Origin of the sequence: Micromonospora sp. C41, from assembly GCF_018070485.1 — a bacterium.
Classification (GTDB): domain Bacteria; phylum Actinomycetota; class Actinomycetes; order Mycobacteriales; family Micromonosporaceae; genus Micromonospora; species Micromonospora chalcea.
Map to the genome: position 1 here is coordinate 76,961 of NZ_JAGPXP010000009.1, position 24,783 is coordinate 101,743.

Annotated in this window: 23 protein-coding genes; 17 read left to right on the forward strand and 6 right to left on the reverse strand. The window is 73.4% G+C overall.

Translation table 11 applies throughout. The annotated features are described in order from the left end of the window. Positions 1-37: 37 nt before the first annotated feature. From KBX43_RS12540 to KBX43_RS12555, 4 genes are all read left to right on the forward strand, one after another. Positions 38-1,519: a magnesium chelatase gene (locus KBX43_RS12540; protein ID WP_210884476.1), complete on the forward strand. Its 1,482-nt coding sequence runs from the start codon at positions 38-40 to the stop codon at positions 1,517-1,519. Between the two features lie 2 nt (positions 1,520-1,521). After that, positions 1,522-3,477, forward strand: a complete 1,956-nt coding sequence (locus tag KBX43_RS12545) for a VWA domain-containing protein (protein WP_210884479.1) — start codon at positions 1,522-1,524, stop codon at positions 3,475-3,477. 952 nt (positions 3,478-4,429) lie between these two features. After that, on the forward strand, positions 4,430-5,005 hold the full coding sequence (locus tag KBX43_RS12550; protein ID WP_210884481.1) for a hypothetical protein: 576 nt from the start codon (positions 4,430-4,432) through the stop codon (positions 5,003-5,005). A gap of 137 nt (positions 5,006-5,142) precedes the next feature. After that, the gene (locus KBX43_RS12555; RefSeq protein WP_210884592.1) at positions 5,143-5,619 is read left to right on the forward strand and encodes a hypothetical protein; all 477 of its coding nucleotides are present in this window, start codon (positions 5,143-5,145) and stop codon (positions 5,617-5,619) included. 38 nt (positions 5,620-5,657) lie between these two features. On the opposite strand, the gene KBX43_RS12560 is transcribed toward KBX43_RS12555, so the two are convergent. After that, positions 5,658-6,761: a GlxA family transcriptional regulator gene (locus KBX43_RS12560; protein WP_210884484.1), complete on the reverse strand. Its 1,104-nt coding sequence runs from the start codon at positions 6,759-6,761 to the stop codon at positions 5,658-5,660. 53 nt (positions 6,762-6,814) lie between these two features. On the opposite strand from KBX43_RS12560, the gene KBX43_RS12565 reads away from it, so the two are divergent. Beyond that, positions 6,815-8,113 (forward strand): MFS transporter, encoded by a 1,299-nt coding sequence (locus KBX43_RS12565; protein WP_210884486.1) that lies wholly within the window; start codon positions 6,815-6,817, stop codon positions 8,111-8,113. Positions 8,114-8,128: 15 nt separating this feature from the next. On the opposite strand, the gene KBX43_RS12570 is transcribed toward KBX43_RS12565, so the two are convergent. From KBX43_RS12570 to KBX43_RS12580, 3 genes are read right to left on the reverse strand one after another with little or no spacing between them, the layout of a single operon-like run. Next, positions 8,129-8,845: an RICIN domain-containing protein gene (locus KBX43_RS12570; protein ID WP_210884487.1), complete on the reverse strand. Its 717-nt coding sequence runs from the start codon at positions 8,843-8,845 to the stop codon at positions 8,129-8,131. A 58-nt stretch (positions 8,846-8,903) separates the two neighbouring features. After that, positions 8,904-9,188 (reverse strand): DUF427 domain-containing protein, encoded by a 285-nt coding sequence (locus KBX43_RS12575; protein WP_043330617.1) that lies wholly within the window; start codon positions 9,186-9,188, stop codon positions 8,904-8,906. A gap of 40 nt (positions 9,189-9,228) precedes the next feature. Continuing rightward, positions 9,229-9,699, reverse strand: coding sequence for an aminoacyl-tRNA deacylase (locus KBX43_RS12580; protein ID WP_069087588.1), 471 nt, complete (start codon positions 9,697-9,699; stop codon positions 9,229-9,231). A 91-nt stretch (positions 9,700-9,790) separates the two neighbouring features. Between KBX43_RS12580 and KBX43_RS12585 the strand changes: the two genes are divergently transcribed. From KBX43_RS12585 to KBX43_RS12640, 12 genes are all read left to right on the forward strand, one after another. Then, positions 9,791-11,176 carry an FAD-binding oxidoreductase gene (locus tag KBX43_RS12585; protein ID WP_210884489.1) on the forward strand — a complete coding sequence of 462 codons (1,386 nt, stop codon included), beginning with the start codon at positions 9,791-9,793 and terminating at the stop codon, positions 11,174-11,176. After that, positions 11,173-12,516, forward strand: coding sequence for a class I SAM-dependent methyltransferase (locus KBX43_RS12590; protein ID WP_043326338.1), 1,344 nt, complete (start codon positions 11,173-11,175; stop codon positions 12,514-12,516). Before KBX43_RS12585 ends, KBX43_RS12590 begins: the two co-directional genes overlap by 4 nt. A gap of 91 nt (positions 12,517-12,607) precedes the next feature. Further along, on the forward strand, positions 12,608-13,168 hold the full coding sequence (locus tag KBX43_RS12595; RefSeq protein ID WP_069087567.1) for a helix-turn-helix domain-containing protein: 561 nt from the start codon (positions 12,608-12,610) through the stop codon (positions 13,166-13,168). After that, positions 13,161-13,988 (forward strand): SRPBCC domain-containing protein, encoded by an 828-nt coding sequence (locus tag KBX43_RS12600; RefSeq protein ID WP_187693774.1) that lies wholly within the window; start codon positions 13,161-13,163, stop codon positions 13,986-13,988. Before KBX43_RS12595 ends, KBX43_RS12600 begins: the two co-directional genes overlap by 8 nt. A gap of 78 nt (positions 13,989-14,066) precedes the next feature. Beyond that, positions 14,067-14,300 (forward strand): zinc-ribbon domain-containing protein, encoded by a 234-nt coding sequence (locus KBX43_RS12605; protein ID WP_064446874.1) that lies wholly within the window; start codon positions 14,067-14,069, stop codon positions 14,298-14,300. A 2-nt stretch (positions 14,301-14,302) separates the two neighbouring features. Next, a complete protein-coding gene (locus tag KBX43_RS12610; RefSeq protein WP_157539057.1) occupies positions 14,303-14,479 on the forward strand; it encodes a hypothetical protein in 177 nt (58 codons plus the stop codon). Positions 14,480-14,551: 72 nt separating this feature from the next. Further along, the gene (locus tag KBX43_RS12615) at positions 14,552-15,622 is read left to right on the forward strand and encodes a hypothetical protein (RefSeq protein WP_043326330.1); all 1,071 of its coding nucleotides are present in this window, start codon (positions 14,552-14,554) and stop codon (positions 15,620-15,622) included. Continuing rightward, the gene (locus KBX43_RS12620) at positions 15,619-17,124 is read left to right on the forward strand and encodes a hypothetical protein (RefSeq protein ID WP_210884491.1); all 1,506 of its coding nucleotides are present in this window, start codon (positions 15,619-15,621) and stop codon (positions 17,122-17,124) included. Before KBX43_RS12615 ends, KBX43_RS12620 begins: the two co-directional genes overlap by 4 nt. A gap of 146 nt (positions 17,125-17,270) precedes the next feature. Further along, positions 17,271-19,550 carry a bifunctional diguanylate cyclase/phosphodiesterase gene (locus tag KBX43_RS12625; RefSeq protein ID WP_176722751.1) on the forward strand — a complete coding sequence of 760 codons (2,280 nt, stop codon included), beginning with the start codon at positions 17,271-17,273 and terminating at the stop codon, positions 19,548-19,550. Positions 19,551-19,680: 130 nt separating this feature from the next. Continuing rightward, complete coding sequence (locus KBX43_RS12630) at positions 19,681-20,313, forward strand: hypothetical protein (protein ID WP_043326326.1); 633 nt, start codon at positions 19,681-19,683, stop codon at positions 20,311-20,313. Positions 20,314-20,423: 110 nt separating this feature from the next. Further along, positions 20,424-21,182, forward strand: coding sequence for a MerR family transcriptional regulator (locus KBX43_RS12635; protein WP_210884507.1), 759 nt, complete (start codon positions 20,424-20,426; stop codon positions 21,180-21,182). A gap of 27 nt (positions 21,183-21,209) precedes the next feature. Further along, positions 21,210-21,494 carry a putative quinol monooxygenase gene (locus tag KBX43_RS12640; RefSeq protein ID WP_013474158.1) on the forward strand — a complete coding sequence of 95 codons (285 nt, stop codon included), beginning with the start codon at positions 21,210-21,212 and terminating at the stop codon, positions 21,492-21,494. A gap of 6 nt (positions 21,495-21,500) precedes the next feature. Here the strand turns inward: KBX43_RS12640 and KBX43_RS12645 are convergent, their stop codons facing one another. Together KBX43_RS12645 and KBX43_RS12650 are read right to left on the reverse strand one after the other, a co-directional pair. After that, complete coding sequence (locus KBX43_RS12645; protein WP_210884513.1) at positions 21,501-23,009, reverse strand: SLC13 family permease; 1,509 nt, start codon at positions 23,007-23,009, stop codon at positions 21,501-21,503. A 22-nt stretch (positions 23,010-23,031) separates the two neighbouring features. Beyond that, positions 23,032-24,573 (reverse strand): gluconokinase, encoded by a 1,542-nt coding sequence (locus KBX43_RS12650; RefSeq protein ID WP_210884515.1) that lies wholly within the window; start codon positions 24,571-24,573, stop codon positions 23,032-23,034. Between the last annotated feature and the right edge of the window lie 210 nt (positions 24,574-24,783).

The window sequence follows — 24,783 nt, forward strand, 5'->3', positions numbered from 1 at the left end:
TGGCGACGGGCGCCGCCGGTCACCGGAGCGCGCTAGCGTGGATCGGGTGACCGCTCCCAACCAGGTTCCCCCGGTCCCGCCCGCCGAGCTGCCGAGCACGCTCGGCGCGTTGCGCGCGGCCGGCCACCAGTACCGCACGGTCAAGCAGGAACTCCGAGACAACCTCCTCGCCCGGATGGGCTCCGGCGAGGACCGCTTCCCCGGCATCGTGGGCTACGAGGACACGGTGCTGCCCGAGGTCGAGCGCGCGCTGCTCGCCGGGCACGACATGGTGCTGCTCGGCGAACGCGGGCAGGGCAAGACCCGGCTGATCCGCTCGCTCGGCGCGCTGCTGGACGAGTGGACCCCGGTGATTCCCGGCTCGGTGCTCAACGAGCACCCGATGCACCCGATCACCCCCGCCTCCCGGGTACTGGTCGACTCGGCCGGCGACGACCTGCCGATCGGCTGGCTGCACCGCTCGGTGCGGTACGGCGAGAAGCTCGCCACGCCGGACACCAGCGTCGGCGACCTGATCGGCGACGTCGACCCGATCCGCCTCGCCCAGGGGCGCACGCTCGGCGACCCGGAGACCATCCACTTCGGGCTCGTACCGCGTACCAACCGGGGCGTCTTCGCCGTCAACGAGCTGCCCGACCTGGCCGAACGCATCCAGGTGGCGCTGCTCAACGTGCTGGAGGAGCGCGACATCCAGGTCCGTGGCTACCAGCTGCGGTTGCCGCTGGACCTGCTGCTGGTGGCTAGCGCCAACCCGGAGGACTACACCAACCGGGGCCGGATCATCACGCCGCTCAAGGACCGGTTCGGCGCGGAGATCCGTACCCACTACCCCCTCGACCTCGACCTGGAGCTGTCGCTGATCCGGCAGGAGGCCGACCTGGTCGCCGTCGTGCCGGAACACGTGCTGGAGGTGCTGGCCCGGTTCGCCCGCGACGTGCGGGAGTCCCCGTCGGTGGACCCGCGCTCCGGTGTGTCCGCCCGGTTCGCCATCGCCGCCGCGGAGACGGTGGCCGCCGCCGCGTTGCGTCGTTCCGGTCTGCTGGCCGGTGCCTCTGCTGCCTCGGGTGGCGGGGCCGGGTCGGCGTCCCGGCCGGAGGCGCCGGTGGCCCGGATCGGCGACACCGTGTCGGTCACCTCCACACTGCGCGGCAAGGTCGAGTTCGAGAGCGGCGAGGAGGGACGCGAGATCGAGGTGCTCGCGCACCTGCTGCGTACCGCCACCGCCGAGACGTTCCGCGCCCGCCTGGCCGGGCTCGACCTGTCCGGCTTCACCGCGATCGTCGCCGAGGGCGGCGCCGTGGAGACCGGGGAACTGGTCTCCTCGGCCGAGCTGCTGCGCCAGGTCGGCACCGTACCGGGGCTGGCCAAGGTGCTCGACCGGCTCGGGCTCGGCGACGCGCCCAGCCCGGAGGAGGCCGCCGCCGGCATCGAGTTCGTGCTGGAAGGGCTGCACCTGACCCGCCGGCTCGGCAAGGACGTCACCGACTCCGGGCGCACCGTCTACGGGGACCGGGACTGACAATGGCCGGCGGCAACCGCTTCCGGTACGGGCAGTGGCGCGGCGGACCCGATCCGCTCGCCCCGCCGTACGACGTGCGCGCCGCGGTGGACGCGGTCGGCTCGGACGTGCTCGCCGGCGGCAGCCTGCGCGAGTCGCTGCGTGAGCTGCTGCGGCGCGGCCCGCAGGGGCGGGGCGGCCTGGACGACCTGGCCGCCCGCGCCCGCCGCCTGCGCCGGGAGGCGCTGCGCCGCGGCGACCTGGACGGCGCTGTAACCCGGGCCCGCGCGCTGCTCGACCAGGCGCTCGCCGCCGAACGCGACGAGCTGCGCGGCCGCGACGGCGACGACGCCCGGTTCGCCGAGGCCGTGCTCGACAACCTGCCCCGCTCCACCGCCCGCGCGGTGTCGGAGCTTTCCGGGTACGACTGGGCCAGCGCCGAGGCCCGGCAGACCTACCAGCGCATCCTCGACGGGTTGCGTGGCGACGTGCTGGAGCAGCGCTTCGCCGGGCTGCGCGACGCGGCGCGGGCCGCCGCCGACCCGGCCGCCCAGCGGCAGCTCGCCGAGATGATGCGCGACCTCAACGACCTGCTCGCCCGGCACGCCCGCTCGGAGGACACCACCGACGCGTTCGCCGAGTTCATGGGGCGGCACGGGGAGTTCTTCCCGGAACGGCCCAGGAACGTCGACGAGCTGATCGACGTGCTGGCCCGGCGGGCGGCTGCAGGTGAGCGGCTGATGCGGTCGCTGTCCGACCGGCAGCGCGAGGAACTGGCCGGACTGATGCGCCAGTCGCTCGGCGACCGGCTCGCCGGTGAGCTGTCCCAGCTCGACGCGCACCTGCGGTCGCTGCGGCCGGACCTGAACTGGCAGCGGGGCGAGCGCGTACGCGGCGACCAGCCGCTCGGCTACGGCGAGGCCACCGGCGCGCTCGACGAGATCGCCGAACTCGACGAGCTGCTGGACTCCCTCGACCAGGACCAGCCCGGCGCCACGCTCGACGACGTCGACGTGGAGGCGGTCGCCCGCACGCTGGGCCGTGACGCCGCCGACGACGTACGCCGGTTGCAGGAACTGGAACGCGAGCTGCGCCGCCAGGGCTGGGTCACCCGCGACGCGGACGGGCTGACGCTCAGCCCGAAGGCGCTGCGCCGGCTCGCGAGCACCGCGCTGCGGCGCGTCTTCTCCGACCTGACCGCCGGCCCGCGCGGCCAGCACGACCTGCGCACCGCGGGCGCGGCCGGCGAGGTGAGCGGGGCGTCCCGCCCCTGGGAGTACGGCGACGAGCAGCCGCTGGACGTGGTGCGCACACTCACCCGCGCGGTACGCCGGGCCGGCCCCGGAGTGCCGGTGCCGCTCGCGGTCGAGGACTTCGAGGTGGTGGAGACCGAACGGCGGGCGTCGGCGGCTGTCGTGCTCTGCGTCGACCTGTCGTACTCGATGATCTCGCAGGGGCGCTGGGGCCCGATGAAACAGACCGCGCTGGCCCTGTCGCACCTGATGGCCACCCGGTTCCCGCAGGACGCGTTGCAGATCGTCGGCTTCGGCCGGGAGGCGATGCCGCTGACCCAGCAGGAACTGGCGGCGGTGGAGCCGGACATGCAGCAGGGAACCAACCTCCAGCACGCGCTGCGGCTCGCCGGCCGGCACCTGCGCCGCCACCCGGGCGCCGAGCCGGTGGTGCTCGTGGTCACCGACGGCGAGCCCACAGCCCACCTGGACCCGGAGGACGGCGAGGCGTACTTCCACTGGCCGCCGCTGCCGGAGACCATCTCGGCGACGATCCGGGAGGTGGACCGGCTGACCCGGTCCGGCGCCACGCTCAACCTGTTCATGCTGGGCGACGACCCGGGGCTGCGCCGGTTCGTGGACGCGGTGGCGCGGCGCTCTGGTGGCCGGATGTTCACGCCCGACCTGGACGACCTGGGCGAGTACGTGGTGTCCGACTACCTACGAGCCCGCCACGGCCGCCGCTGACCCCGCGCTCCCTCATCCTCCCGCCCCCCGTCCCCGCGCTCCCGCAGTTCTCCCATGTTCTCGTCGACCTTGGAGTTGTGGCGCCCAGGATGCCCGGCTTGACACCTTTCGCGAGGCACCACAACTCCAAGATCCCCGACCCCCGGGGCCCGTCGGGCTAGCTCGCGGCGCCCCGGATCCGCCCAGACCCCTGAGTGTGCGCGATCTTGCACTTTGGCGCCCCGCGAGCCGGACAAATCGGGTGCTCGGAGGGCGCGAACTGCAAGATCGCGGGGCCGGTCGCGGCCGCTTCGCTCCCGTCCAGCGCACCGCCCTGCCCGCTCGCGTCGATCATGAACTTGGCGGCACTTGGTGTCCGTTATGTCGCCGCTAACCTCATGATCAACGCTATGGCGGGTGCCCGGGGAGGCTTTTGTGGGGGTGATCAAGGGGTTTGTGTCCTCGTGGCGCCGGAAATGGCCGCAAACTCCTTGATCGCCGGGGTGCAGAGTGAGGTGTCCGGATGGGCTGGGCGAGTCTGGTCGGTGGTGTGCGGGTTGTCGGGTTTGGGGGTGGTGGGCGGCACTCTGGTGGCGGAATCGTGGGCGGGCCGGTGGCGTTGTAACCGGGTGAACGACCGAGCAAGGCCGCGCCCCCGAGCGCGTCGGCTGTGGGGACAGACCTCAGGCCGTTGAGTACGTGCGGCGGCGTGAGCCGCGGGGAATCATCCCGCTCGGCTGGTCGTTGAACACGGTTCCGACGACGTGAGCCCCGCGCCGCACCCCCGACAGCGTGAGCTGGCCCGGGAATGATGCCGGGCCGACAGTCGTTGGACATCCTTCCGGCGCCGCGTAGAGGCCCCCGCCCCGCGAGCAGCCGGGATCCCCCTTGAGACTTTCTTGAGCGCCTGACGGTGCCCACGCACCCCCGGTCCCCCCGGGGGGTGTGTCGACCCCCGAATGGAGCCCCCATCATGAACACGATTCTGCGTAAGAGCGTTCTGGGTATTGCTGGTCTGGCTTTCACCGGTGGCGTGTTCGCCGGCCCGGTCGCCGCCCACGCGGCCGACACCGCCCACGCGGTCAAGCCGGTCACCGCCACCGTGCAGTCCGACAAGCTGATCCCGCACGGCGTGCAGGGCGCCCAGTCCCGCATCGACCTCAATGACGAGCAGACCAGGAACGTGAAGGCGATCATCGCGGCGACGAAGAAGGCCGGCATGGACGAGCGTGCCGCGGTCGTGTCGATCGCGACCGCCCTGCAGGAGTCGAAGCTGGAGAACCTCGGCCACCTCGGTGACCGTAACGACCACGACTCGCAGGGCCTGTTCCAGCAGCGCCCCTCCTCCGGTTGGGGCACGGTCGAGCAGATCACCGACCCCGAGTACTCCACGACCGCGTTCCTGAAGGGTCTGAAGCAGGTCGACGGCTGGCAGGACATGCCGCTGACCAAGGCCGCCCAGACCGTCCAGGTCAGTGCTTACCCGGACCACTACGCCCAGTGGGAGCAGCAGGCCGCCGACCTCGTCGCCCAGCACTGGAACAAGTAAGACAAAACGTGAAGGCCGGCACCCCGAACCAACGGGGTGCCGGCCTTCACGCCTGTCCGGACCCGTCCGGGTGAACCGGGCGCGGTAGCCGGGGTGGGCGCGGCAGCGGCGGGGGTTGGATGCGGGACATGGACGAGGTGGACGTCGCGGCACTGCGGCAGGCGTATGACGAACTGTTCGCGGAGATCGACGCGGGCGGGTTCGGGCCGCCGCCGGAGGGGCAACTCAGCGCCGAGCAGATCGTCGCGCACCTCGCCGCCAACGACGAGCTGATGAGCGAGGCGACCGAGGCGGTGCTGGCCGGTTCGCCGTTCGCCTACTACGACCTGGACACCATTCACCGGCCGCAGCTGGACGCGCTGGTGTCCGAGTGCGGCGGGCTGGACGGCCTGGCGGTGCTGTTCCGGGCCACCAGCCAGAAGCTGTGCGCGCTGGCCGAACGGCTCGGCCCGGCGGCGGAGACACCTGTGGACACGGTGCTACGCGAGGGCTTCGACCTGGACGTGGACGAGTCGCTGCCCTGGGGCAGGGCGCTGGACCTGCACATCCGCGTGCACCTGCCGCTGCACCTGACCCAGCTCCGCGCCCTGCGCCGCCAGCCCCACCTCGCCTGACCGCGGGACCGCCCGCCGCCGATCCGCCCCGCCGCCGATCATGGAGTTGTGGCGGTGGACAACTCCGGCACGTCCGGCCTTCCAGGCGCCACAACTCCAAGATCGACGGGAGCGGGGCGCGGGGAACGCGGGGACGTCGCGGGGGACGCCGCGGGGGAAGGGTGGCGGAACGTGCGGCGGTAGGCGGTGGGGGCCACGCCGACCCGGGCATGGAAGTGCTGGCGGAGCGCGGCTGTGGTGCCGAAACCCGCGTCCTGGGCGATGCGGTCGACGCTCAGGTCAGTGGTCTCCAGCAGCACCCGGGCGTGCTCGGTGCGCTGCTGGAGCAGCCACTGCGCCGGGCTGAGCCCGGTCTCGGAGCGGAAGTGCCGGGTGAACGTGCGGACGCTCATCCGCGCGTGCGCGGCCATCTCGCGCAGCGCCACCGGCTCGTGCAGGCGCTGCCGGGCCCACTCGCGGGTGGCGGCGGTGCCGTGGTCGGTGCCCCGGGGCACCGGCCGTTCGATGTACTGGGCCTGCCCGCCGTCCCGCCACGGCGGCACCACGCAGCGCCGGGCCGCCCGGTTGGCCGCCGCGCTGCCGTGGTCGGTGCGGACGACGTGCAGGCACAGGTCGATGCCGGCGGCCACCCCGGCCGAGGTGAACACGCGCCCGTCGTCGACGAAGAGCACGTCGGGGTCGAGGCGTACGCCGGGGTGCAGGCGACGGAAGCGTGGGGCGTACGCCCAGTGGGTGGTGGCCGGGCGGCCGTCGAGCAGACCGGCGGCGGCCAGCACGAACGCGCCGGTGCAGATGGACATGACGCGCGCTCCCCGGGTGTACGCGGCGCGCAGCGCGTCGGCCACCTCGGCGGCCACCGTGCCGTCGAGCAGCGGCGGACCGGCGTGGATGCCGGGGACGATCACGGTGTCGGCGGTGTCGAGGAGTTCCAGACCGTGGTCGGGGAGCACCTGGAAGCCGGCGCTGCTGCGTACCGGCTGCCCGCCGGGGGTGCACGTGGCGACGAGGTACAGGGGGACGCCGCCGTCGGTGCGGGCGGCGCCGAAGACCTGGGCGGGGGTGCCGAGGTCGAGTGCCACCACGCCGTCGAGGGCGAGGACTGCGACCCGGTGCGGTACGGACATGGCCCGATTATTGCGCATGATGGCTTTCCGGCCACTCGTCGGCGAGGCCACCCCGGTCCGAGACTCGGCTGGTGAACCGATCCCGCCTGCACCCGGCCTGGCTCGTCGCCGCCGTCGCCTTCGTCGCGCTCGTCGGCGCGGCCGGTTTCCGGGCCACACCCGGCGTGCTACTGCACCCGCTGCACGCCGAGTTCGGCTGGCCGCTGGCGACCATCTCCGCCGCCGTCTCGGTCAACCTGCTGCTGTACGGGCTCACCGCGCCGTTCGCCGCCGCGCTGATGGACCGGTTCGGCATCCGCCGGGTGGTGGCCGGCGCGCTGGTGCTGGTGGCCGCCGGAAGTGGCCTGACCGTGGCGATGACCGAGAGCTGGCAGCTCATCCTGTGCTGGGGCGTCCTCGTCGGGCTGGGCACCGGCTCGATGGCCCTGGCGTTCGTGGCGACGGTGACCGGGCGCTGGTTCGTCAAGCGCCGGGGCCTGGTGACGGGTGTGCTCACCGCGGGTGGGGCGGCCGGGCAGCTGGTCTTCCTCCCGCTGTTGGCGGTGCTGGTGCGCGACCACGGCTGGCGCACGGCGGCACTCGTCGTGGCCGGGGCCGCGCTGGCGGTCGTACCCCTTGTGGTGTGGTTGTTGCGCGAGCACCCGGCGGATCTGGGGCGGCCCGCCTACGGCGCGACGGAGGTCGTGCCGCCGGCCCGGCCGGAGGGCGGCGCGGCGGCCCGGGCGGTCGGCGCGCTCGCCGCCGCCGCGCGGACGCGGCCGTTCTGGCTGCTCGCCGGCGGTTTCGCGATCTGCGGCGCGACCACGAACGGCCTGGTGGGTACGCACTTCGTGCCGGCCGCGCACGACCACGGCATGCCGGAGACCACAGCGGCCGGGCTGCTCGCCCTGGTCGGGCTCTTCGACATCGCCGGTTCGATCGCCTCCGGCTGGCTCACCGACCGGGTCGACGCGCGGCTGCTGCTCGGCGCCTACTACGCGTTGCGCGGGGCGTCGCTGCTGGTGCTGCCGAGCCTGTTCGCCGGGTCGGCCCGGCCGAGCATGCTGGTCTTCATCGTCTTCTACGGGCTGGACTGGGTGGCCACGGTGCCGCCCACTGTGGCGCTGTGCCGGGAGTGGTTCGGCGCGTCCGGGGCGGTGGTGTTCGGCTGGGTGTTCGCCGCGCACCAGTTCGGGGCCGCGCTCGCAGCCACCGGCGCGGGCCTGGTCCGGGATCGGCTCGGCGACTACGCGATGGCCTGGTACGTGGCGGGCGCGCTGTCGGTCGGCGCGGCCGGGCTGTCGCTGCTGCTGCGCCGCCGTCCCGCCGACGAACCGGCGTTCGCGCTCCCGGTGGTCGCGGGCCGGCGGGCCTGGAGCTATCGGGGTTGACGCCCGCGCTCCCGGTCAGCCGACCGCCCACTGCTGCTCCGGAGCGCCGCTGCACGGCGCCTGCTCCAGCTCACGGCCGGGCTCGGTGCCCGCGTCGTCGACCTGCGCGCACTTGCCGCTGTGCACGGCGACCAGCAGCGCCACGCCGTCGCCGGCCTGCTGGAACCGCCACTGCTGGTTGGCCTGCCCGTTGCAGGACCACTGCTGCACGTCCGTGCCGTCGTCGGTCTTCGCCTCGCTGACGTCCAGGCACTTGCTGCTCGCGGCGTTGACCAGCAGGTAGGTGTCGTTCGTGACCGGCGTGACCACCCACTGCTGCTCGGGCCCGCCGGTGCAGTCGGCGAGCGCTGCCTGCGCGCCCTCGGCCTCGTCGCCGGTCACGCCGAGGCAGCGCCCGGACGGCACGCCCCGGAGCACCTTCGGCGTGGCCACCGGCGCGGCCGGGGTGGTCGGCGCCGCGCTCGGCGAGGGCGACGGCGTGGGCTCCGCCGACGGTTCCGCGCTCGGCTCGCTCGCCGTCGCGGTCGGCACTGCCGCCGCCGGCACCACCGGCCGCTCGTTGCCACCGCCGAGCACGCCGGTGGCGAAGAAGGCCCCGAGGAGTACGCCGGTCACGCCGACGCCCAGCGCGATCCGCATCAGCGGGTCCTGCGGCAGCCGGAGACCACGGGCGCCACGGGCGCGGCGGGCCCCGTAGACGGTGCCGGACGGGTCGGAGTGCGGGTCGGCCATGGGAGCATGGTGACCCACCGGGGCCGCCGGGTGCCAGTCACCCCGGCGGCACGGTGACTCAGTCGACGACCCGGACGTCCTTCCAGAACGCCACCCGGTCGCGGACCATCTCCGCCTCCGGCTTCGGGTCGCTGTAGTACCAGACGGCGTCCGGGCTGGTCACGCCGCCGTGTTCGAGCGTGTAGTAGGAGGCGGTGCCCTTCCACGGGCAGACCGTGTGGGTGTCGGAGGGGCGGATCAGGTCCTCGCGCAGGGCCGTACGGGGGAAGTAGTGGTTGCCCTCGACCAGCACCGTGTCGTCGCTCTCGGCGACGACGAGGTCGTTCCAGACGGCTTTCGGCATGTCCTCCACGCTATGCCGCCGGCCCTCCACCGGCCACCGCTCAGCGCGTCGGCTCCTCGTCTGTCACGTCGGCCACAGTCGCGCCGAGCGCGGCCAGCGCGGTGTCCGCGTCGACGGCGACGGCGAGGCCGTGCTCGCCCGCGCCGAGCGTGATCTCCCGGCCGCGCAGCCGCTCGTCGGCGACCACCGGCCAGGCGGTGGTGGAGCCGAACGGCGTGATGGTGCCGCGCGCGTACCCGGTGGCGGCCTTCGCCGCCTCGGCGTCCGGCATCGACAGCCGGCTGACACCGAGCAGGGCGCGCAGCTTCGGCCAGGAGATCACCCGGCCGCCGGGGGTCAGCACGAACAGCAGGTCGCCCTCGCCGCGGCGGACCACGATCGTCTTGACCACGTCCGGCACCTCGACGCCGCGCGCCGCGGCCGCCTCGGCGAGGCTCGCCACCGGGCCGTGCCGGATGACCCGGTACGGCAGGCCGGTGTGGTCGAGAGCGGTCAGCGCGGGATTCGCCATGGCGGTCACGGTAACGCGCGCGCCGACCGTGAGTCGGCGAGGCCATCGTGGACGTCCCCCGAATTGTCGTACCCGCGCGTAAGGTGATCTCATGCACGCTGTCCGTGATCATGAACGGGCGGTGGACACGCTGCGGCGCTCCTACGCCGCGGTGCCCGCCGGGGAACCCGTACGGCTGGCCAAGCAGACCTCGAACCTCTTCCGGCCACGTTCCGCTCCACGTACGCCGGGTCTGGACGTGAGCGGCCTGACCGGGGTGCTCGCCGTCGACCCGGCGGCCCGCACCGCCGACGTGCAGGGCATGTGCACCTACGAGGATCTGGTCGACGCGACGCTGCCGCACGGCCTGATGCCGCTTGTCGTGCCGCAGTTGCGCACGATCACGCTGGGCGGCGCGGTGACCGGGCTGGGCATCGAGTCCACCTCCTTCCGCAACGGCCTGCCGCACGAGTCGGTGCTGGAGATGGATGTGCTCACCGGCTCGGGAGAGGTCGTCACGACCCGGCCCCGGGGCGAGCACGCCGAGCTGCACCGGGCCTTCCCCAACTCGCTGGGCAGCCTCGGCTACGCCACCCGGCTGCGCATCGAGCTGCAACCGGTACGCCGTCACATGGCGCTGCGCAACATCCGGTTCACCCGGCTCGAGGAACTGGTCGACGCGGTCGGCGAGGTGGTGGCCAAGGGCGCCTGGGGCGGCGAGCCGGTCGACGCCATGGACGGGGTGATGTTCAGCCCCGGCGAGGCGTACCTCGTGCTCGGCACGTTCACCGACGAGGCCGAGGACGGTCCGTCCGACTACACCGGCCAGGAGATCTACTACCGCTCGTTGCGCCGGCGCACCCGGGACACGCTCACCGCGTACGACTATCTCTGGCGCTGGGACACCGACTGGTTCTGGTGTTCGGCGGCGTTCGGGGTGCAGCACCCGGTGGTGCGGCGGCTGTGGCCGCGGCGCTACCGGCGCAGCGACGTCTACCACCGGATCGTGCGGCTGGAGCACCGGCACCAGGTGGCCGCGCGCGTCGACAGGTGGCGGGGCCGCCCGGCCCGCGAGCGGGTGGTGCAGGACGTGGAGGTCCCGCTGGACCGCACGCCCGAGTTCCTGCGCTGGTTCGCGGCGAACGTGGGCATGACGCCGGTGTGGCTGTGCCCGCTGCGGCTGCGCGAGCCCGCCGGCCCCGGGTCGGCGAAGGCGTGGCCGCTATATCCGCTCCGACCGGGCGAAACGTATGTGAACATCGGCTTCTGGGGAAGCGTGCCCATCGCGGCGGGCGCCGCCGACGGGGACGTCAACCGCCAGATCGAGCGCATGGTGTCGGAGGTGGGCGGTCACAAGTCGCTCTACTCCGACGCGTACTACGACCGGGGCGAGTTCGACCGGCTCTACGGCGGGGAGACCTGGCGCGCCGTGAAGGACCGCTACGACCCGGACCACCGACTCACCGGACTGTACGAGAAGGCGGTAACCCGAGCATGAGTCTGACCGACCGAACACCGGGGGCGGCGAGCGCCCCGGCCGGCCCGCCGGCGGGCGGCCGGCGTACCGGACCCACAGTCGCGGACGTGGTCCGCGCGGTCACCACCGGCGACCTGCCCGTCCGGGTGACCGGCTACGACGGCAGCGCGGTGGGCCCGGCCGACGCCGGCATCACCCTGGCGATCCACACCGAGCGCGGCTTGTCCTACCTGCTCACCGCGCCCGGCGACCTGGGCATGGCCCGGGCCTACGTCAGCGGCGACCTCGGGCTGGAGGGTGTGCACCCGGGCGACCCGTACGAGGCGCTGCGGGTCATCAAGGACGAGGTGCCGTTGCGGATCCCGGCGATGAGCGAGGCGCTCGCGCTGGTCCGCGGGCTGGGCTGGGAACGGCTGCGTCCGCCGCCGCCCCCGCCGCAGGAGGCGGCCCCGCGCTGGCGGCGGCTGATGACCGGGCTGCGTCACTCGCGTACCCGGGACAGCAGCGCGATCTCGCACCACTACGACGTGTCGAACGCCTTCTACGAGAAGGTGCTCGGGCCGTCCATGACGTACACCTGCGCGGTTTTCCGCAGTCCTGGCGACACCCTCGAAGAGGCGCAGCGGGCCAAGTACGACCTGGTCGCGGGCAAGCTGGCGCTAAAGCCGGGGATGCGGCTGCTGGACGTCGGCTGCGGCTGGGGCGGCATGGTCCGGCACGCGGCCCGCGAGTACGGCGTCAAGGCGCTCGGTGTGACGCTGTCGAAGGCTCAGGCCGAGTGGGCGCGGGCGGCGATCGAGCGGGAGGGGCTGAGCGAGCTGGCGGAGGTGCGCCACCTGGACTACCGGGACGCGCCGCACGAGCAGTTCGACGCGATCTCCTCGATCGGGCTGACCGAGCACATCGGCGTGCGCAACTACCCGGCCTACTTCGGCGCGCTGCGCTCCCGGCTCAAGCCCGGCGGGCGACTGCTCAACCACTGCATCACCCGGGCCGACAACCGGGCGCCGCACCGCTCCGGCGCGTTCATCGACAGGTACGTCTTCCCGGACGGCGAGCTGGCCGGTCCGGGTCGGCTGATCAGCGAGATCCACGACGCCGGGTTCGAGGTGCACCACGAGGAGAACCTGCGCCAGCACTACGCGCTGACGCTCGCCGGCTGGTGCCGCAACCTGGTCGAGCACTGGGACTTCTGCGTCGGCGAGGTCGGGCCGGGCACCGCCAAGGTGTGGGGCCTCTACATGGCCGGCTCCCGGCTGGCGTTCGAGCGCAACGGCATCCAGCTGCACCACGTGCTCGCCACGCACAACGGCCCGGAAGGGGTGAACGGGTACCCGCTGCGTCCGGACTGGACGCCCTGACCGGTCGTACCGACGAGAGGCCGCGCGGACCGCGCGGCCTCTCGTCGAAGTCATTGACAAAGAAGTTTTGTACGTACAAACTGATTTTGCCATGAGAGACGTCCTGTACCTGGAACAGCGCGAGCAGGCCGAAGCCCTGCTCAAGCCGCAGCGCATCGAGGTGCTACGGCAACTGGCCGAACCCCGCACCTGCACCGAGGTCGCGGCCCGGCTGGAACAGACGCCGCAGCGCGTCTACTACCACGTCAAGCAGCTCGTCGCGGCCGGGCTGGCCGAGCAGGTGGCGCAGCGCCAGGTGCGCGGCATCACCGAGGGCATCTACCAGGCCGCCGCCCGCTCGTACTGGCTCTCGCCCCGCCTGGTCGGCCGCATCGGCGGCGCCCGCCGCGCCCGCGACGAGCTGAGCCTGGGCTCCCTGCTCGACCTCATGGAAGAGGTCCAGGCCGACATCGCCGCGCTCGACCGCGCCGCCCCCGAACTGCCGTCCGTCGGCGTCTCCGGCGAGATCCGGGTGCCCGCCGAGCGGCGGCAGGAGTTCCTGCACGACCTGCAGACGACGCTGCAGGACCTGTTCACGCGCTACGGCGGCGCCGAGGGCGACGCCTTCAAACTCGCCGTGGCCTGCTACCCGAAAGGCGACAAGCATGAGTGAGCCGATGACCATCCGCGCCCGCCTCGCCGCACCCGTGGCGACCGTCCGCCGAGCCCTGACCGACCCCGCCGAGCTGCGCGTCTGGCTGGCCGAGCACGCCGAGGTCGAGCTGCCCCGGCGGTACGAGTTCTGGGGCCGCTACACGCCCGAGGGCGACGCGCCACACCAGCGGCTGCTGCACGTCGACGACCGGACGCTGCGCTTCGCGTGGACGCTCGACGGGGTGGAGACCACCACCGAGTTCGAACTGGAGCCCGACGGCGACGGCACGATACTCACGCTGCGGCAGAGCCACTTCGACTACGCGGAGGCGATGAGCGGCAGCAGCATCCGGGGCGTGCTCCAGACGTACTGGTACCTGGCGATCGCCCACCTCAACGACCACCTGGACGGCCGGCCGCTGCTGCCGCGTACCGACTTCACCTCCGCCGACCTGAGCGGCGAGGTGGTCATCGACGCCCCGATGGACAAGGTGTGGACGTCGCTCACCGACTCGGAGCAGGTCACCGCCTGGTTCGGCTACCCGATCGGCGTGGAGCCCTGGGAGGGCGGCCGGTACGCGATGGGCGGCCTCGACGCCGGTGAGGCCGCAAAGGTGTTCGACGTGACGCCGGGGCGGGCGCTGTCCATCGACTGGGGGCCCGTCGGCGTGACGTCCTGGGAACTGGCGGAGTCCGACGGCAGGACGAAGCTGACGTTCGTGCAGTCCGGCTTCGACGAGGGCAACCCGCCGTACGCGGCGTGGAGCGGGAACGTGGCCGGGTGGGCCGAGCTGCGGCGCTTCCACGAGGTGCCCAACTGGAAGCCGATCTGGCTGTAAGGAAGGGCCCCCTCTTAACGCCTCCGGTAGAGGAGGGGGCCCCTTTTAACACGGCGCCCGGGTGGGTAATGCCGGGCGATGTTCTTCATCTTCGGGCTGCGGACCAAGGTCGTCCGGTCCGGCGTCGTCACCGAGGTCTGCCGCAACTGCGGCAACCATGCCGCCCAGGTGATCACTCGCCGGGTCACCAAGTTCAGCCTCTTCTTCGTCCCGCTGATCCCGCTGCGCACCCGGTACGCGCAGCAGTGCACGTTCTGCGGCGCCGAGTACGACATCTCCCGCGCCGAGGCCGAGCGCCTCCCGGTCGGCTGACCGTGACCCGCTTCCTCTACTGGCTGATCGGCCGGCAGCCGGCCGCTCCGGCCGCCCCGCCGGTGCACACCGCCGCCCGTCCACCCTGCACGCCCGGGCGCCGGCACCACCGCCGGCGTCGCCGGGTCGCGGGCGCGCAGTCGCCCCGCTCGCCCTGGAACCGTTCCGCCGACCGCTGACGCACCGTGTTAATAAGGGGCCCTTCCTCTACCGGAGGCGTTAACAGGGGGCCCTTCCTTACACTTCATCGGGTGGAAGATCGGCTGGCACGGATCAGGGGTGGTGGGCCGCCCCGGCGGCACAACGCCCGTACCATCGCCGCGCTGACCGGCAACCCCGGCTGCACCCGCCGCGCCGTGCTGGACAGCGCGGGCGCGGACAAGCCGGCGCTGGCCGAACGACTCGGCTTCCCGGCCCGCTTCGGTCAGTCCCGCTTCGCGATCACCCGCGGCAACGCATTCGAGGCGCAGGTGAAGGCCGACGGCGGGAAGGAACTGCTGCGCCTGGTCGCGGAGCGGCTCGGCGTACCCGTCCCGGAGGGCGCGACCTGGACCGACCTCGGCGCCGACGACGACCGGCCGGAACGGTCCCGGGCGGCGCTCACCGCGAGCGGCGACGGCCCGGCGCTGTTCGACCACCCGCTGCTCGGCCTGGACGTGGCGGGTACCCGGGTGCACCTGGAACCGGATCTGGTCGCCGCCCGGCTGGCGGGCCGGTTCCACGTCGTGGAGATCAAGTCGTTCCCGGTGATCGACGGGCAGGCCGACCCGGGCAAGGTCGCCGCCGCCGCGATCCAGTCCGCCGTCTACGTGCTGGCGTTGCGCGAGCTGCTCGCCGCCGAGGGACACGACCCGGAGCTGGTGTCGCACGAGGTGGTGCTGGTCTGCCCGCGCGACTTCGCCAACCAGCCGGTGGCCAGCCTGCTCGACGTGCGCCGCCAGCTGCTGGTGCTGCGCCGCCAGCTGGCCCGGATGGCCCGGGTCGAGGACCTGCTCGCCGCCGTACCGGCCGGGTTCACGGTCGACCCGGCGGCCGATCCGGCGACGCTCGCCGCCGCGCTGCACGAGGTGCCGGCCCGCTACGCGCCTGATTGCCTGGCCGCGTGCGAGCTGGCGTACTTCTGCCGGCACGAGGCGCGCGGGCAGACCGGCGCGCTGGGCCGGCCGGTCCGCGAGGCGCTGGGCGGCGTCGAGGAGGTGGCCGACGTGCTGGCGCTCGCCGAGGGTTCGGCCGCGCCCGAGCCGGGGCAGGCGGAGGCCGCCGCGCTGCTGCGGGCCGCCGCGCGCCTGCGCGCCGACGCCCTCGCCGGGCAGACCGCATGAGTACGCTGCGCGCGCTCGCCCGGGCGCAGGCGGTCGCCTCCGGGCGGGCCCAGCCGGTGGCCACCGTCCGGCACCTGCACCTGTCGGAGCGGCCGTTGGTGCTGGTGCCGCTCGCGCTCGCCGGTGAGGCGAACGCCCCGCTCGCCGCGATGGTCGGCGCCGCGCCCGACGACGCCCGGCTGCTGGTGGTGCCGCAGCCGCGCAACCGGGACCAGCGGTTCGCGTTCGCCGCCGAGCTGGCCGCGATCGTGCTGCCGTACCTGGACGAGTTCCGTGACCTGACCGAGGCGGTGCCGGTGGACCGGGGCCGCGACGTCCGCCACCGGTACGTCGACGCGCCGCAACTGCTGGTGCCGAACCCGGCCGGGATCACGTTCCTGCGGCTGTTCGGGCGCTCGACCCGGTTCCGCCGTACCGACGGCGACTATCCGGTGCACCAGTCGGTGCCGCTGCTGGGTCGCTGGCTGACGTTCTTCGCCGAGCGTGCCGAGCAGCCCGGCTCGTCGGCGCTGCTGGCGTTGACCGAGGCGCTGACGTTGCACTGGACGACCGGGCAGAGCGTGGTGGAGGACCTGCATCTGCCGGCGGTGCTGGGCTGGCTGGACCCGCCGGCCGGGCTGACCGGGGCTGAGGCGGCGGCCCGCGCCGAGGACCCGGCACACTGCCCGCCGGCCGGGCCGGCCACCGACCCGGACTTCGACAACCGCCGGCTCGCCCCGGCGATCGAGGCGTACACCCGGGCCGGGGACGACCCGGCGGCCCGCGCGGCCGCGTACGACGAGCTCGCCGGCCTGCTGCGCGACCAGCTCGCGCCCACCTGGGAGCTGATGTGGCGCGGCGTCGGCCTGCTGCGGACGCTGCCGGCCGGTGCTCGGGTGGCCGGCCGGTGGGCCGGTGACCGGGACGCGTTCACCGCGCACGCCGAGCACGTCGACGCCGGGGGCGGCCCGCAGCCGCGGCGCGACGGCGCGGTGGCGGCGGCGCTGCGGTTGCAGCGGCTGGAACGGGCGTCGACCGCGTGGGCGGTGCAGCGCGCCTACGACGATCCGCTGGTGATGGCCGAGCACCGGCTGTCCGGGGAGGCGTTCGTCGGTGAGGTGACGCTCGCCGACCCGGCGCGGGTGGACGACTCCGGCAAACGGCCGGTGCTGCGCCCGCGCATCCAGGTGGTCACCACCGAGCCGGTGCCGATGCCGGTGGGCGCGAGGCTGTACTCGCCGCAGCGCCCGGCGCAGAAGGCGACTGTGGTGTTCGTGACGCCCGGCGCGGACGGCAAGACCGAGGTGGTGCTGGAGCTGTCCGGCGGGATGGGCCGGGGGCTGACCGCGCCGCCCGGCAGCGTTCCGGGGGTGGGCGAGCGGATCTGTCTGACCAGCCTCTCCGACGGTTTCCTGCCGGGTGGGGCGTTCCCGGCGCCGGAGGAGACGCCGTGGACGCACGGCGGGCCGCCCGGCACGGCCGCCGCACCGCCGGACCCGGCCCCGGCGGAGGACTGGTCCTGACCGTCACGGTCCGCTGACCGACAGCCGTCGACTCTGGCGGCGGCCCCCGGCGCTGACTAGGCTTGCGCCGTCCGTCGTCCTGCCCTCGGCGTCGAGGGTGCACGTCTGGAAGAGAGCCGGAGCGCATCGTTGTACCCCAGCTCGACGTGAGCCTCGCCGCCGCTGCGCCGGCCCGTCATCCGCTCGCCGGCCGTGTCGGACTTGTCGCGGCCGCCGTCGTCGTACTCGGGGAGACGGCCTGGCTGGTCGCCCGGCTGCCCGGCGCGGCGCTGGTCAGCGACCTCGGCGCGGTTGCGGTGTCGAGCCTCGCGGCGGTGCTCTGCGTTGGCGCGGCGCGGCGCCACCCGGTCGCGCTACGCCGGTTCTGGGAGCTGCTCGCGGTCACCATGGTCCTCGCCGCGCTCGGCCGTACGGTGTGGACGGTCGAGCGTCTCGGCGGGCTCGGGCTGCCGCACACGCCGCTGGTCGCCGGACTGTTCGCCGGCGGCATCGTCACCGGCACCGCCGCCCTGCTCAGTTTCCGCGCCGGCCCGCGCAGCCTGATCGGCCGGGCCCGCACCCTGCTCGACGGGGTCATCGTCGGGCTGGCCCTCCTCCCGATCGGCTGGGTGGTGGTGTTCCAGGAGATCACCGAGGCCGGCCTGGCCGATCCGATGCGTACGTTCGGCCTGCTCTACCCGATGTTCGACCTGATGCAGCTCACCATCCTGGTGGCGGTCGCCGGTCCGGGCCGGCCGATGTGGCGGGCGCTCACCGTGATCGGGGCGGGCCTGGCGATCCGGGCCGGCGCGGACGCCGTCTACGTCTCCCTGGTCGCGCACGGCAACTACACGCCCGGTCACCCGGTCGACATCTGCTGGCCGCTGAGCTACCTGCTGGTCGGCCTGGCCACCCGCTATCCGCCGCCGGTCGACGAGGACGGCGACGACGACGTGGTCGAGTCACCGCTGCCGCCGTGGTGGCGGGTGGCGCTGCCGTACCTGCCGGTGGGCGGCGCGATCGTCGCGGTCATGCTGTCGCGGCGGCCCAGCGGGCAGACCCCGCACGTGGTCTTCGTCGGCATGATGGCCCTGCTCGGCGTACTGGCGCTGCGTCAGGGGCTGGCCGCGAACGAGAACCTGCGGCTGGTCGGCCGGCTGCGCCGGCTCGCGTACTCCGACCAGCTCACCGGCCTGCCGAACCGGCTGACGTTCGTCCGGCGGCTGCGGCGGGCGTTGCGCACCGGCGGGCCGGTCGCCGTGGTGCTGCTCGACCTGGACGGCTTCAAGCAGGTGAACGACAGGTTCGGGCACGCCGCCGGGGACCGGCTGCTCACCGCCACGGCGGAGCGCATGCGGGACGCGGTCGGCCCGGACGGGATGATCGCGCGGCTGGGCGGCGACGAGTTCGCGGTGCTGGTCGCCGGGGACCGCGCGGTGCCGCCCGAGCGGCTCGCGATCCGGCTGCTGGCCGCGCTGGAGCCGCTGCCCGGCGAGGAGGACCTGGGAGTGCACCCGTCGGCGAGCATCGGCATCGCCGAGTACGGGCCGCAGCACGCCTCGCACACCGACCTGCTCCGCGACGCCGACATCGCCATGTACGCGGCGAAGGCGGCCGGCAAGGCCGCGTACCGCACGTGCACGCCGCACCTGCGCGAGTCGGCGGTCAGCCGCGCCGAGCTGATCGCCGACCTGCGCCGGGCGGTGGACGAGGGCCAGTTGCTGATGGAGTTCCAGCCGATCGTCGACCTCGACACCGGCGCGGTACGCAGCGCCGAGGCGCTGGTGCGCTGGCGGCATCCCCGCCTCGGCGTGCTCACCCCGGCCCGGTTCCTGCCGCTGGCGGAGGAGACCGGGCTGATCGTGGCGATCGACAGGTGGGTCATCCACGAGGCGTGCCGGGCCGCCGCGACCTGGCGCGCGCACGCGCCGGAGGTGACGGTCGCGGTCAACATCGCCGCCGCCCACCTGTGCCGGCCCGACCTGATCGCCACCGTCACCGGCGCGGTCGCCGCGGCCGGCCTGCCGCCCCGCGCGCTCACCCTGGAACTCACCGAGTCCGCGCTGATCGAGGGCAGCGAGGCGGTGCTGGACCGGCTGTCCCAGCTGCGTGACCTCGGCATCCGCATCGCCATCGATGACTTCGGCACCGGGTACTCCTCGCTGAGCTATCTGCACCGCATCCCGGCCACCGAGCTGAAGATCGACAGGTCGTTCGTGTCCCGGCTGGACGCCGGGGACAGCCGCGCGTACGCCACAGTCGAGATGGTGAACCGGCTGGCCGGCGCGTTCGACCTGGCCGTGGTGGCCGAGGGGGTGGAGACGGTCGCGCAGCACGCGGCGGTCACCGCGATCGGCTGCCGGCAGGGCCAGGGCTGGCGGTACGGCCGCCCGGCCGCCCTGACCGACCTACTTCCCGCGTTGTCCGGGGCGGGCGCGGACCGCTGACCGGCCCGGGTCCACGGGGGCCGAAGGTCCCGGACGGGACAGGGGGTTCGACCCTGCTCACGGGCGGTCCGGCACCGCCATGATGGTTCTCGTCAACAAGACGAACACACCCTCCACACGGGAGCTTGATATGAAGCGACGGACTCTCGACCTGCTGTTCAGCATCGGTGGGCTGGGCCTGGCGGTCCTGCTGCTCGTCGTCGGCGTCGTCCTGACGACGAACGCCAACTTCGCCAACGACTACGTACGCAGCCAGCTCGGCGAGCAGAACATCACCTTCACCCCGGCGGACAAGCTCTCCGACGAGGAGAAGAAGTCGGACTGCCTGCGCGAGTACGCCGGCCAGAAGATGACCACCGGCAAGCAGGCGGAGTGCTACGCCAACGAGTACATCGGCCTGCACCTGAAGAACATGGCCGGCGGCAAGACCTACGCCGACCTGGGCGAGCCGCAGAGCGCGCTTCGTGAGCAGGTGGCCCAGGCCGAGCAGAGCAACGCCGCCAACCTGGCCGACCTGCAGAAGCAGCTCGCCGAGGTGACCGCCCAGCGGGAGACCGTGTTCAAGGGCGAGACGCTGCGCGGCCTGCTGCTCACCTCGTACGGCTTCAGCGAGTTCGGCCGCAAGGCCGAGCAGGGCGCCCTGGCCGTGTACCTCGGCGCGGGCCTGCTCCTGCTGCTCTCCGCCGCCGGCCTGGTGCACGCCTTCCGCACCCCGCCGACCGCGACCTTCGCCGCCCCGGAGAAGGAGAAGGTCACCAACTGACCGCACCGACGACGCCCCCGGCCGATCCTGGTCGGGGGCGTCGTCGTGTTTTCCGGCTTGACCCTCACGCAGCGGAAGGCGGCAGCCTTGGTCGCGGAAGGGAGGGAACCATGGCGTACACGGTGGGGCAGGTGGCGCGGGCGGCCCGGGTGACGGTCCGGACGCTGCACCACTACGACGAGATCGGGCTGCTGCGGCCCAGCGGGCGCACGTCGGCGGGCTACCGCCGCTACGACGAGGCGGACCTGGACCGGTTGCAGCTCATCCGCTACTACCGGGAGCTGGGGTTCCCGCTGGAGGAGATCGCCGAGATCCTGGACGATCCGGACGCCGACCCGGTGGCGCACCTGCGCCGGCAGCACGAGCTGCTGTCCGGGCGGATCGGGAAGCTCCAGGAGATGGTCGCGGCGATCGAACACGCGATGGAGGCGAGGACGTTGGGGATCCAGTTGACGCCGGAGGAGCGGTTCGAGGTGTTCGGGGACTTCGACCCGGACGAGCACGCCGAGGAGGCGGGGCAGCGCTGGGGCGGCACCGAGGCGTACCGGCAGTCGCAGGAGCGCGCGGGCCGCTACTCGAAGGAGGACTGGCTGCGCAACAAGGCGGAGAACGAGGAGTGGGGGCGGCGGTTCGCCGCGCTGATGGACTCGGGCGCGCCGGCTGACGGCCCGGAGGCGATGGCGCTGGCCGAGGAGCACCGGCAGCTCATCACGAAGTGGTGGTACGACTGCTCGTACGAGATCCACACCGGTCTGGCCGACATGTACGTGGCGGACCCGCGGTTCACCGCGTACTTCGAGGCGCTGCGGCCGGGGATGGCCGCGTACCTGAACGAGGCGATCCACGCCAACGCGATCACCCGGTCCTGACCGGGAGCGGGTGGCAGGATGGCCGGCATGCTCATCGTCGCCGGCACCCTCTACGTCGATCCGGCCCGGCGGGACGCCTACCTGGCGTCCTGCGAGGCTGCCGTCCGTGCGGCCCGGGACGCGCCCGGCTGCGTGGACTTCGCGGTCAGCGCGGACCTGGTCGAGCCGGGCCGGATCAACGTCTACGAGCGGTGGGAGTCCGACGAGCAGTTGCTGGCGTTCCGGGGCTCCGGCCCGGAGGCCGAGCAGGTGACGGAGATCCTCGGCGCCGAGGTGCACAAGTTCCGCATCTCCGGCGTCGAGGCCCCCTGACCGCCTCTAGATGAAGACGTCGAGCAGCAGGACGCCGAGGAAACCGACCACCGAGATGATGGTCTCCATCACCGACCAGCTCTTGATGGTCTGCCCGACGGTCAACCCGAAGTACTCCTTCACCAGCCAGAAGCCGGCGTCGTTGACGTGGGAGAAGAACAGCGACCCACAGCCGATGGCCAGCGCCAGCAGCGCCACCTCGGGGGCGGCGAGCGTGTCGGCCAGCGGCGCGACGATGCCGGCGGCGGTGATGGTGGCGACGGTGGCCGAGCCGGTGGCGACCCGGATGCCGACAGCTACCAGCCAGCCGAGCAGCAGCGGGGAGAGGTTCGCGCCGTCGGCGGCGTTCGCGACCAGGTCGCCCACGCCGGCGTCGACGAGCACCTGCTTGAAGCCGCCACCGGCGGCGACGATCAGCAGGATGCCGGCGATCGGCGGCAGCGAGCCGCCGAGGAAACCGGAGACCTGGGTACGGCTGAAGCCGGACAGGTAGCCCAGGAAGATCATGGCGAAGACGACGCCGGCGAGCAGGGCGATGATCGGGGTGCCGACGATGTCCAGCGCCTTGCGGCCGGTGGTGTCCTCGCCGAGCGTCAGCTCGCCGATCGCCCGCAGCAGCATCAGCACCACCGGCAGCAGCACGGTGACCACCGCCGCCCACAGCGCCGGGGCGCGGCGCGAGCGCCGTCCGTCCGGCTCGTCGATCGCGCCGCCGGGCCGCCCGGTGCCCGGGTTGACCAGGTCGTCCTCGGTGACCAGGTCGCCGTCGGCGTCGAGCCGTCCGTCACCGGGACGGGTCGGGCTGCGGTCGTCGGCGTCGCGCCGGGTCGGCAGCAGCTCGGCCGGGGCGGTGGCCGGCACGTACCGGGCGATGAAGTTACCGAAGACCGGCCCGGCGATGATCACCGTGGGGATCGCCACCAGCAGGCCCAGGGCGAGCGTCTGACCGAGGTTCGCGCCGAGCGCGTCGATCGCCACCAGCGGGCCCGGGTGCGGCGGCACCAGGCCGTGCAGCACCGACAGGCCGGCCAGCGCGGGAATGCCGATCTTGATCAGCGGCACGTTCACCCGCAGCGAGACGAGCAGCACGATCGGCACCAGCAGCACCACGCCGACCTCGAAGAACAGCGGCAGGCCGATGAGCGCGGCCACGCCGGCCATCGCCCAGGGCAGCGCGGTCCCGGAGACCCGGCCGACCACCCGTTCCACGATGCCGTCCGCGCCGCCGGACTCGGCCAGCAGGCCGCCGATCATCGCGCCGAGTGCGATCAGCAGGCCCACGCCGCCGACCGTGGAGCCGACGCCGCCGCTGAACGACGTGACGATCTTGTCGACGGGTACGGCGGCGACCACGCCGAGCACCGCGGCGCCGAGGATCAGCGCGAGGAACGGGTGCACCTTGCCCCACGCGATGAGCAGCACGACAGCGGCGATGCCGAGCAGGGCGGCGAGGACGAGCTGGGTGTCACCGGCGTTCGTGAGCGGTTCCGCTGGTGCGGTGAGCAGTGTGACCACGGCTATCACGCCCTTCGGTCGGTCAGCGGGGTGGTGCGGTGGGTGGGGGTTCCGGCGGCAGGCTCGGCGCCATCCGTCGCAGTGAGGCGAACGTGGGTACCAGTGCGTCGTACAGCTCGGAGAAGAGCGGGAGCAGCGCCGCGTACGTGGCGGCGGAGGCGGGATCCGGGCGGACCGTCTCCTCGATCCGGACCAGGTCGGCGGCGACCTCGATCGATTCGATGAGGCCGAGCGCCTGCATGCCGAGCAGCGCCGCGCCGAAGCCGGACCCCTCGTGCCCGGCGGGGAACCGCACCGGCATGCCGAGCGCGTCGGCGAGGATCTGCCGCCACAGCGGGCTGCGGGCGAAGCCGCCGCTGGCGCGGACCTCGCGTACCTCGTTCCCGGCCGCCCGGACCGAGGCGAGGACCAGCGCGAGCTGCTGGCAGACGCCCTCCAGCGCGGCCCGGACCAGGTGCGCCCGGCCGTGGCCGTGGGTCAGCCCGACGTACGCGCCGCGCGGCAGCGCGCTCCAGTGTGGTGCCCGCTCGCTGAGCAGGTACGGCAGCATGATCAGCCCGCCGGAGCCGACCGGCGCCGTGGCGGCCAGGTCGAGCAGTTCCTCCTCGGCGTGCTCGCCCAGTTCGGGGGCGAGCGCGTCGTTCGCCCACTGGAGGACGATCCCGCCGTTGTTGATGGCGCCGCCTACCACCCAGCGGTCCTCGGTGAGGGCGTAGCAGAACACGCCGCCGAGGGGGTCCACGCCGGGGCGTTCCACCATCACCCGCATCGCGCCGCTGGTGCCGATCGAGCAGGCCACCACGCCGGGGCGTACCGCGCCGAGGCCGAGGTTGGCCAGCGGCCCGTCGCCGGCGCCCACCACCAGCGGGGTGTCCGCCGGCAGGCCGGTGGCCCGCGCCGCCTCGGCGGTGAGCCCGGGCAGCACGTGCGTGGTGGGTACGAGCTGGGGGAGCTGCTCCTCGGTGATGCCGGCCAGGCGTAGCGCCTCGGTGTCCCAGGCCAGCCGGTGGATGTCCATCAGCCCGCTGGCGGAGGCGACCGAGTGGTCGGTGACGAGCGCGTCGGCGAGCCGCCGCAGCACCAGATCCTTGATGCCGACCCAGTGCGCGACCCGCTCGTGCAGTTTCGGCTCCTGCTCGGCGAACCAGACCAGCTTGGGCAGCGGCGCCATCGGGTGCACCGGGGTGCCGGTGCGGCGGTGCAGCGCGAGCCCGGACGGCACCGCCCGCAGCCGCTCGGCCTGCGCGCTGGCCCGGGAGTCGGCCCAGGTGATCGACGGGGTCAGCGGGGTGCCGTCGGCGTCCAGCCCGATCAGGCTGTGCATGGCGGTGCTGAACGACAGGCCGGCGATCGGCGCGGCCAGCTCGTCGACGACCGCGCGGATGACGCCGAGTACCGCTTCGTAGATGAGGTCCGGGTCCTGCTCGGCCCAGCCGGGGTTCGGCTCCTCCAGCGGGTAACCGATCGAGTGGCTCGCCAGTTGCCGGCCGGAGGTGTCGAACGCGACCGCCTTGGAACTGGTGGTGCCGATGTCCACGCCCACCACGACGGCCGGGTCGCCCACCGGTGCACCTCCTCGCCGCCCGGGGGCCGCGGTACGCCCCGCTGTGCGGCTGACGTTACCGACGTGCTCCCGCGCGCGCATGACGAAGCAGCGCCGCCGGGAAGCGCGGGGGAGTTTCCGTCGATAGTGTCGGTCAATCAGCCGATCGGTCTAATTGGCGACTTTCGCGTGTCTTCGTACCCCTGCCGGATCGTTGACATGAATGACACC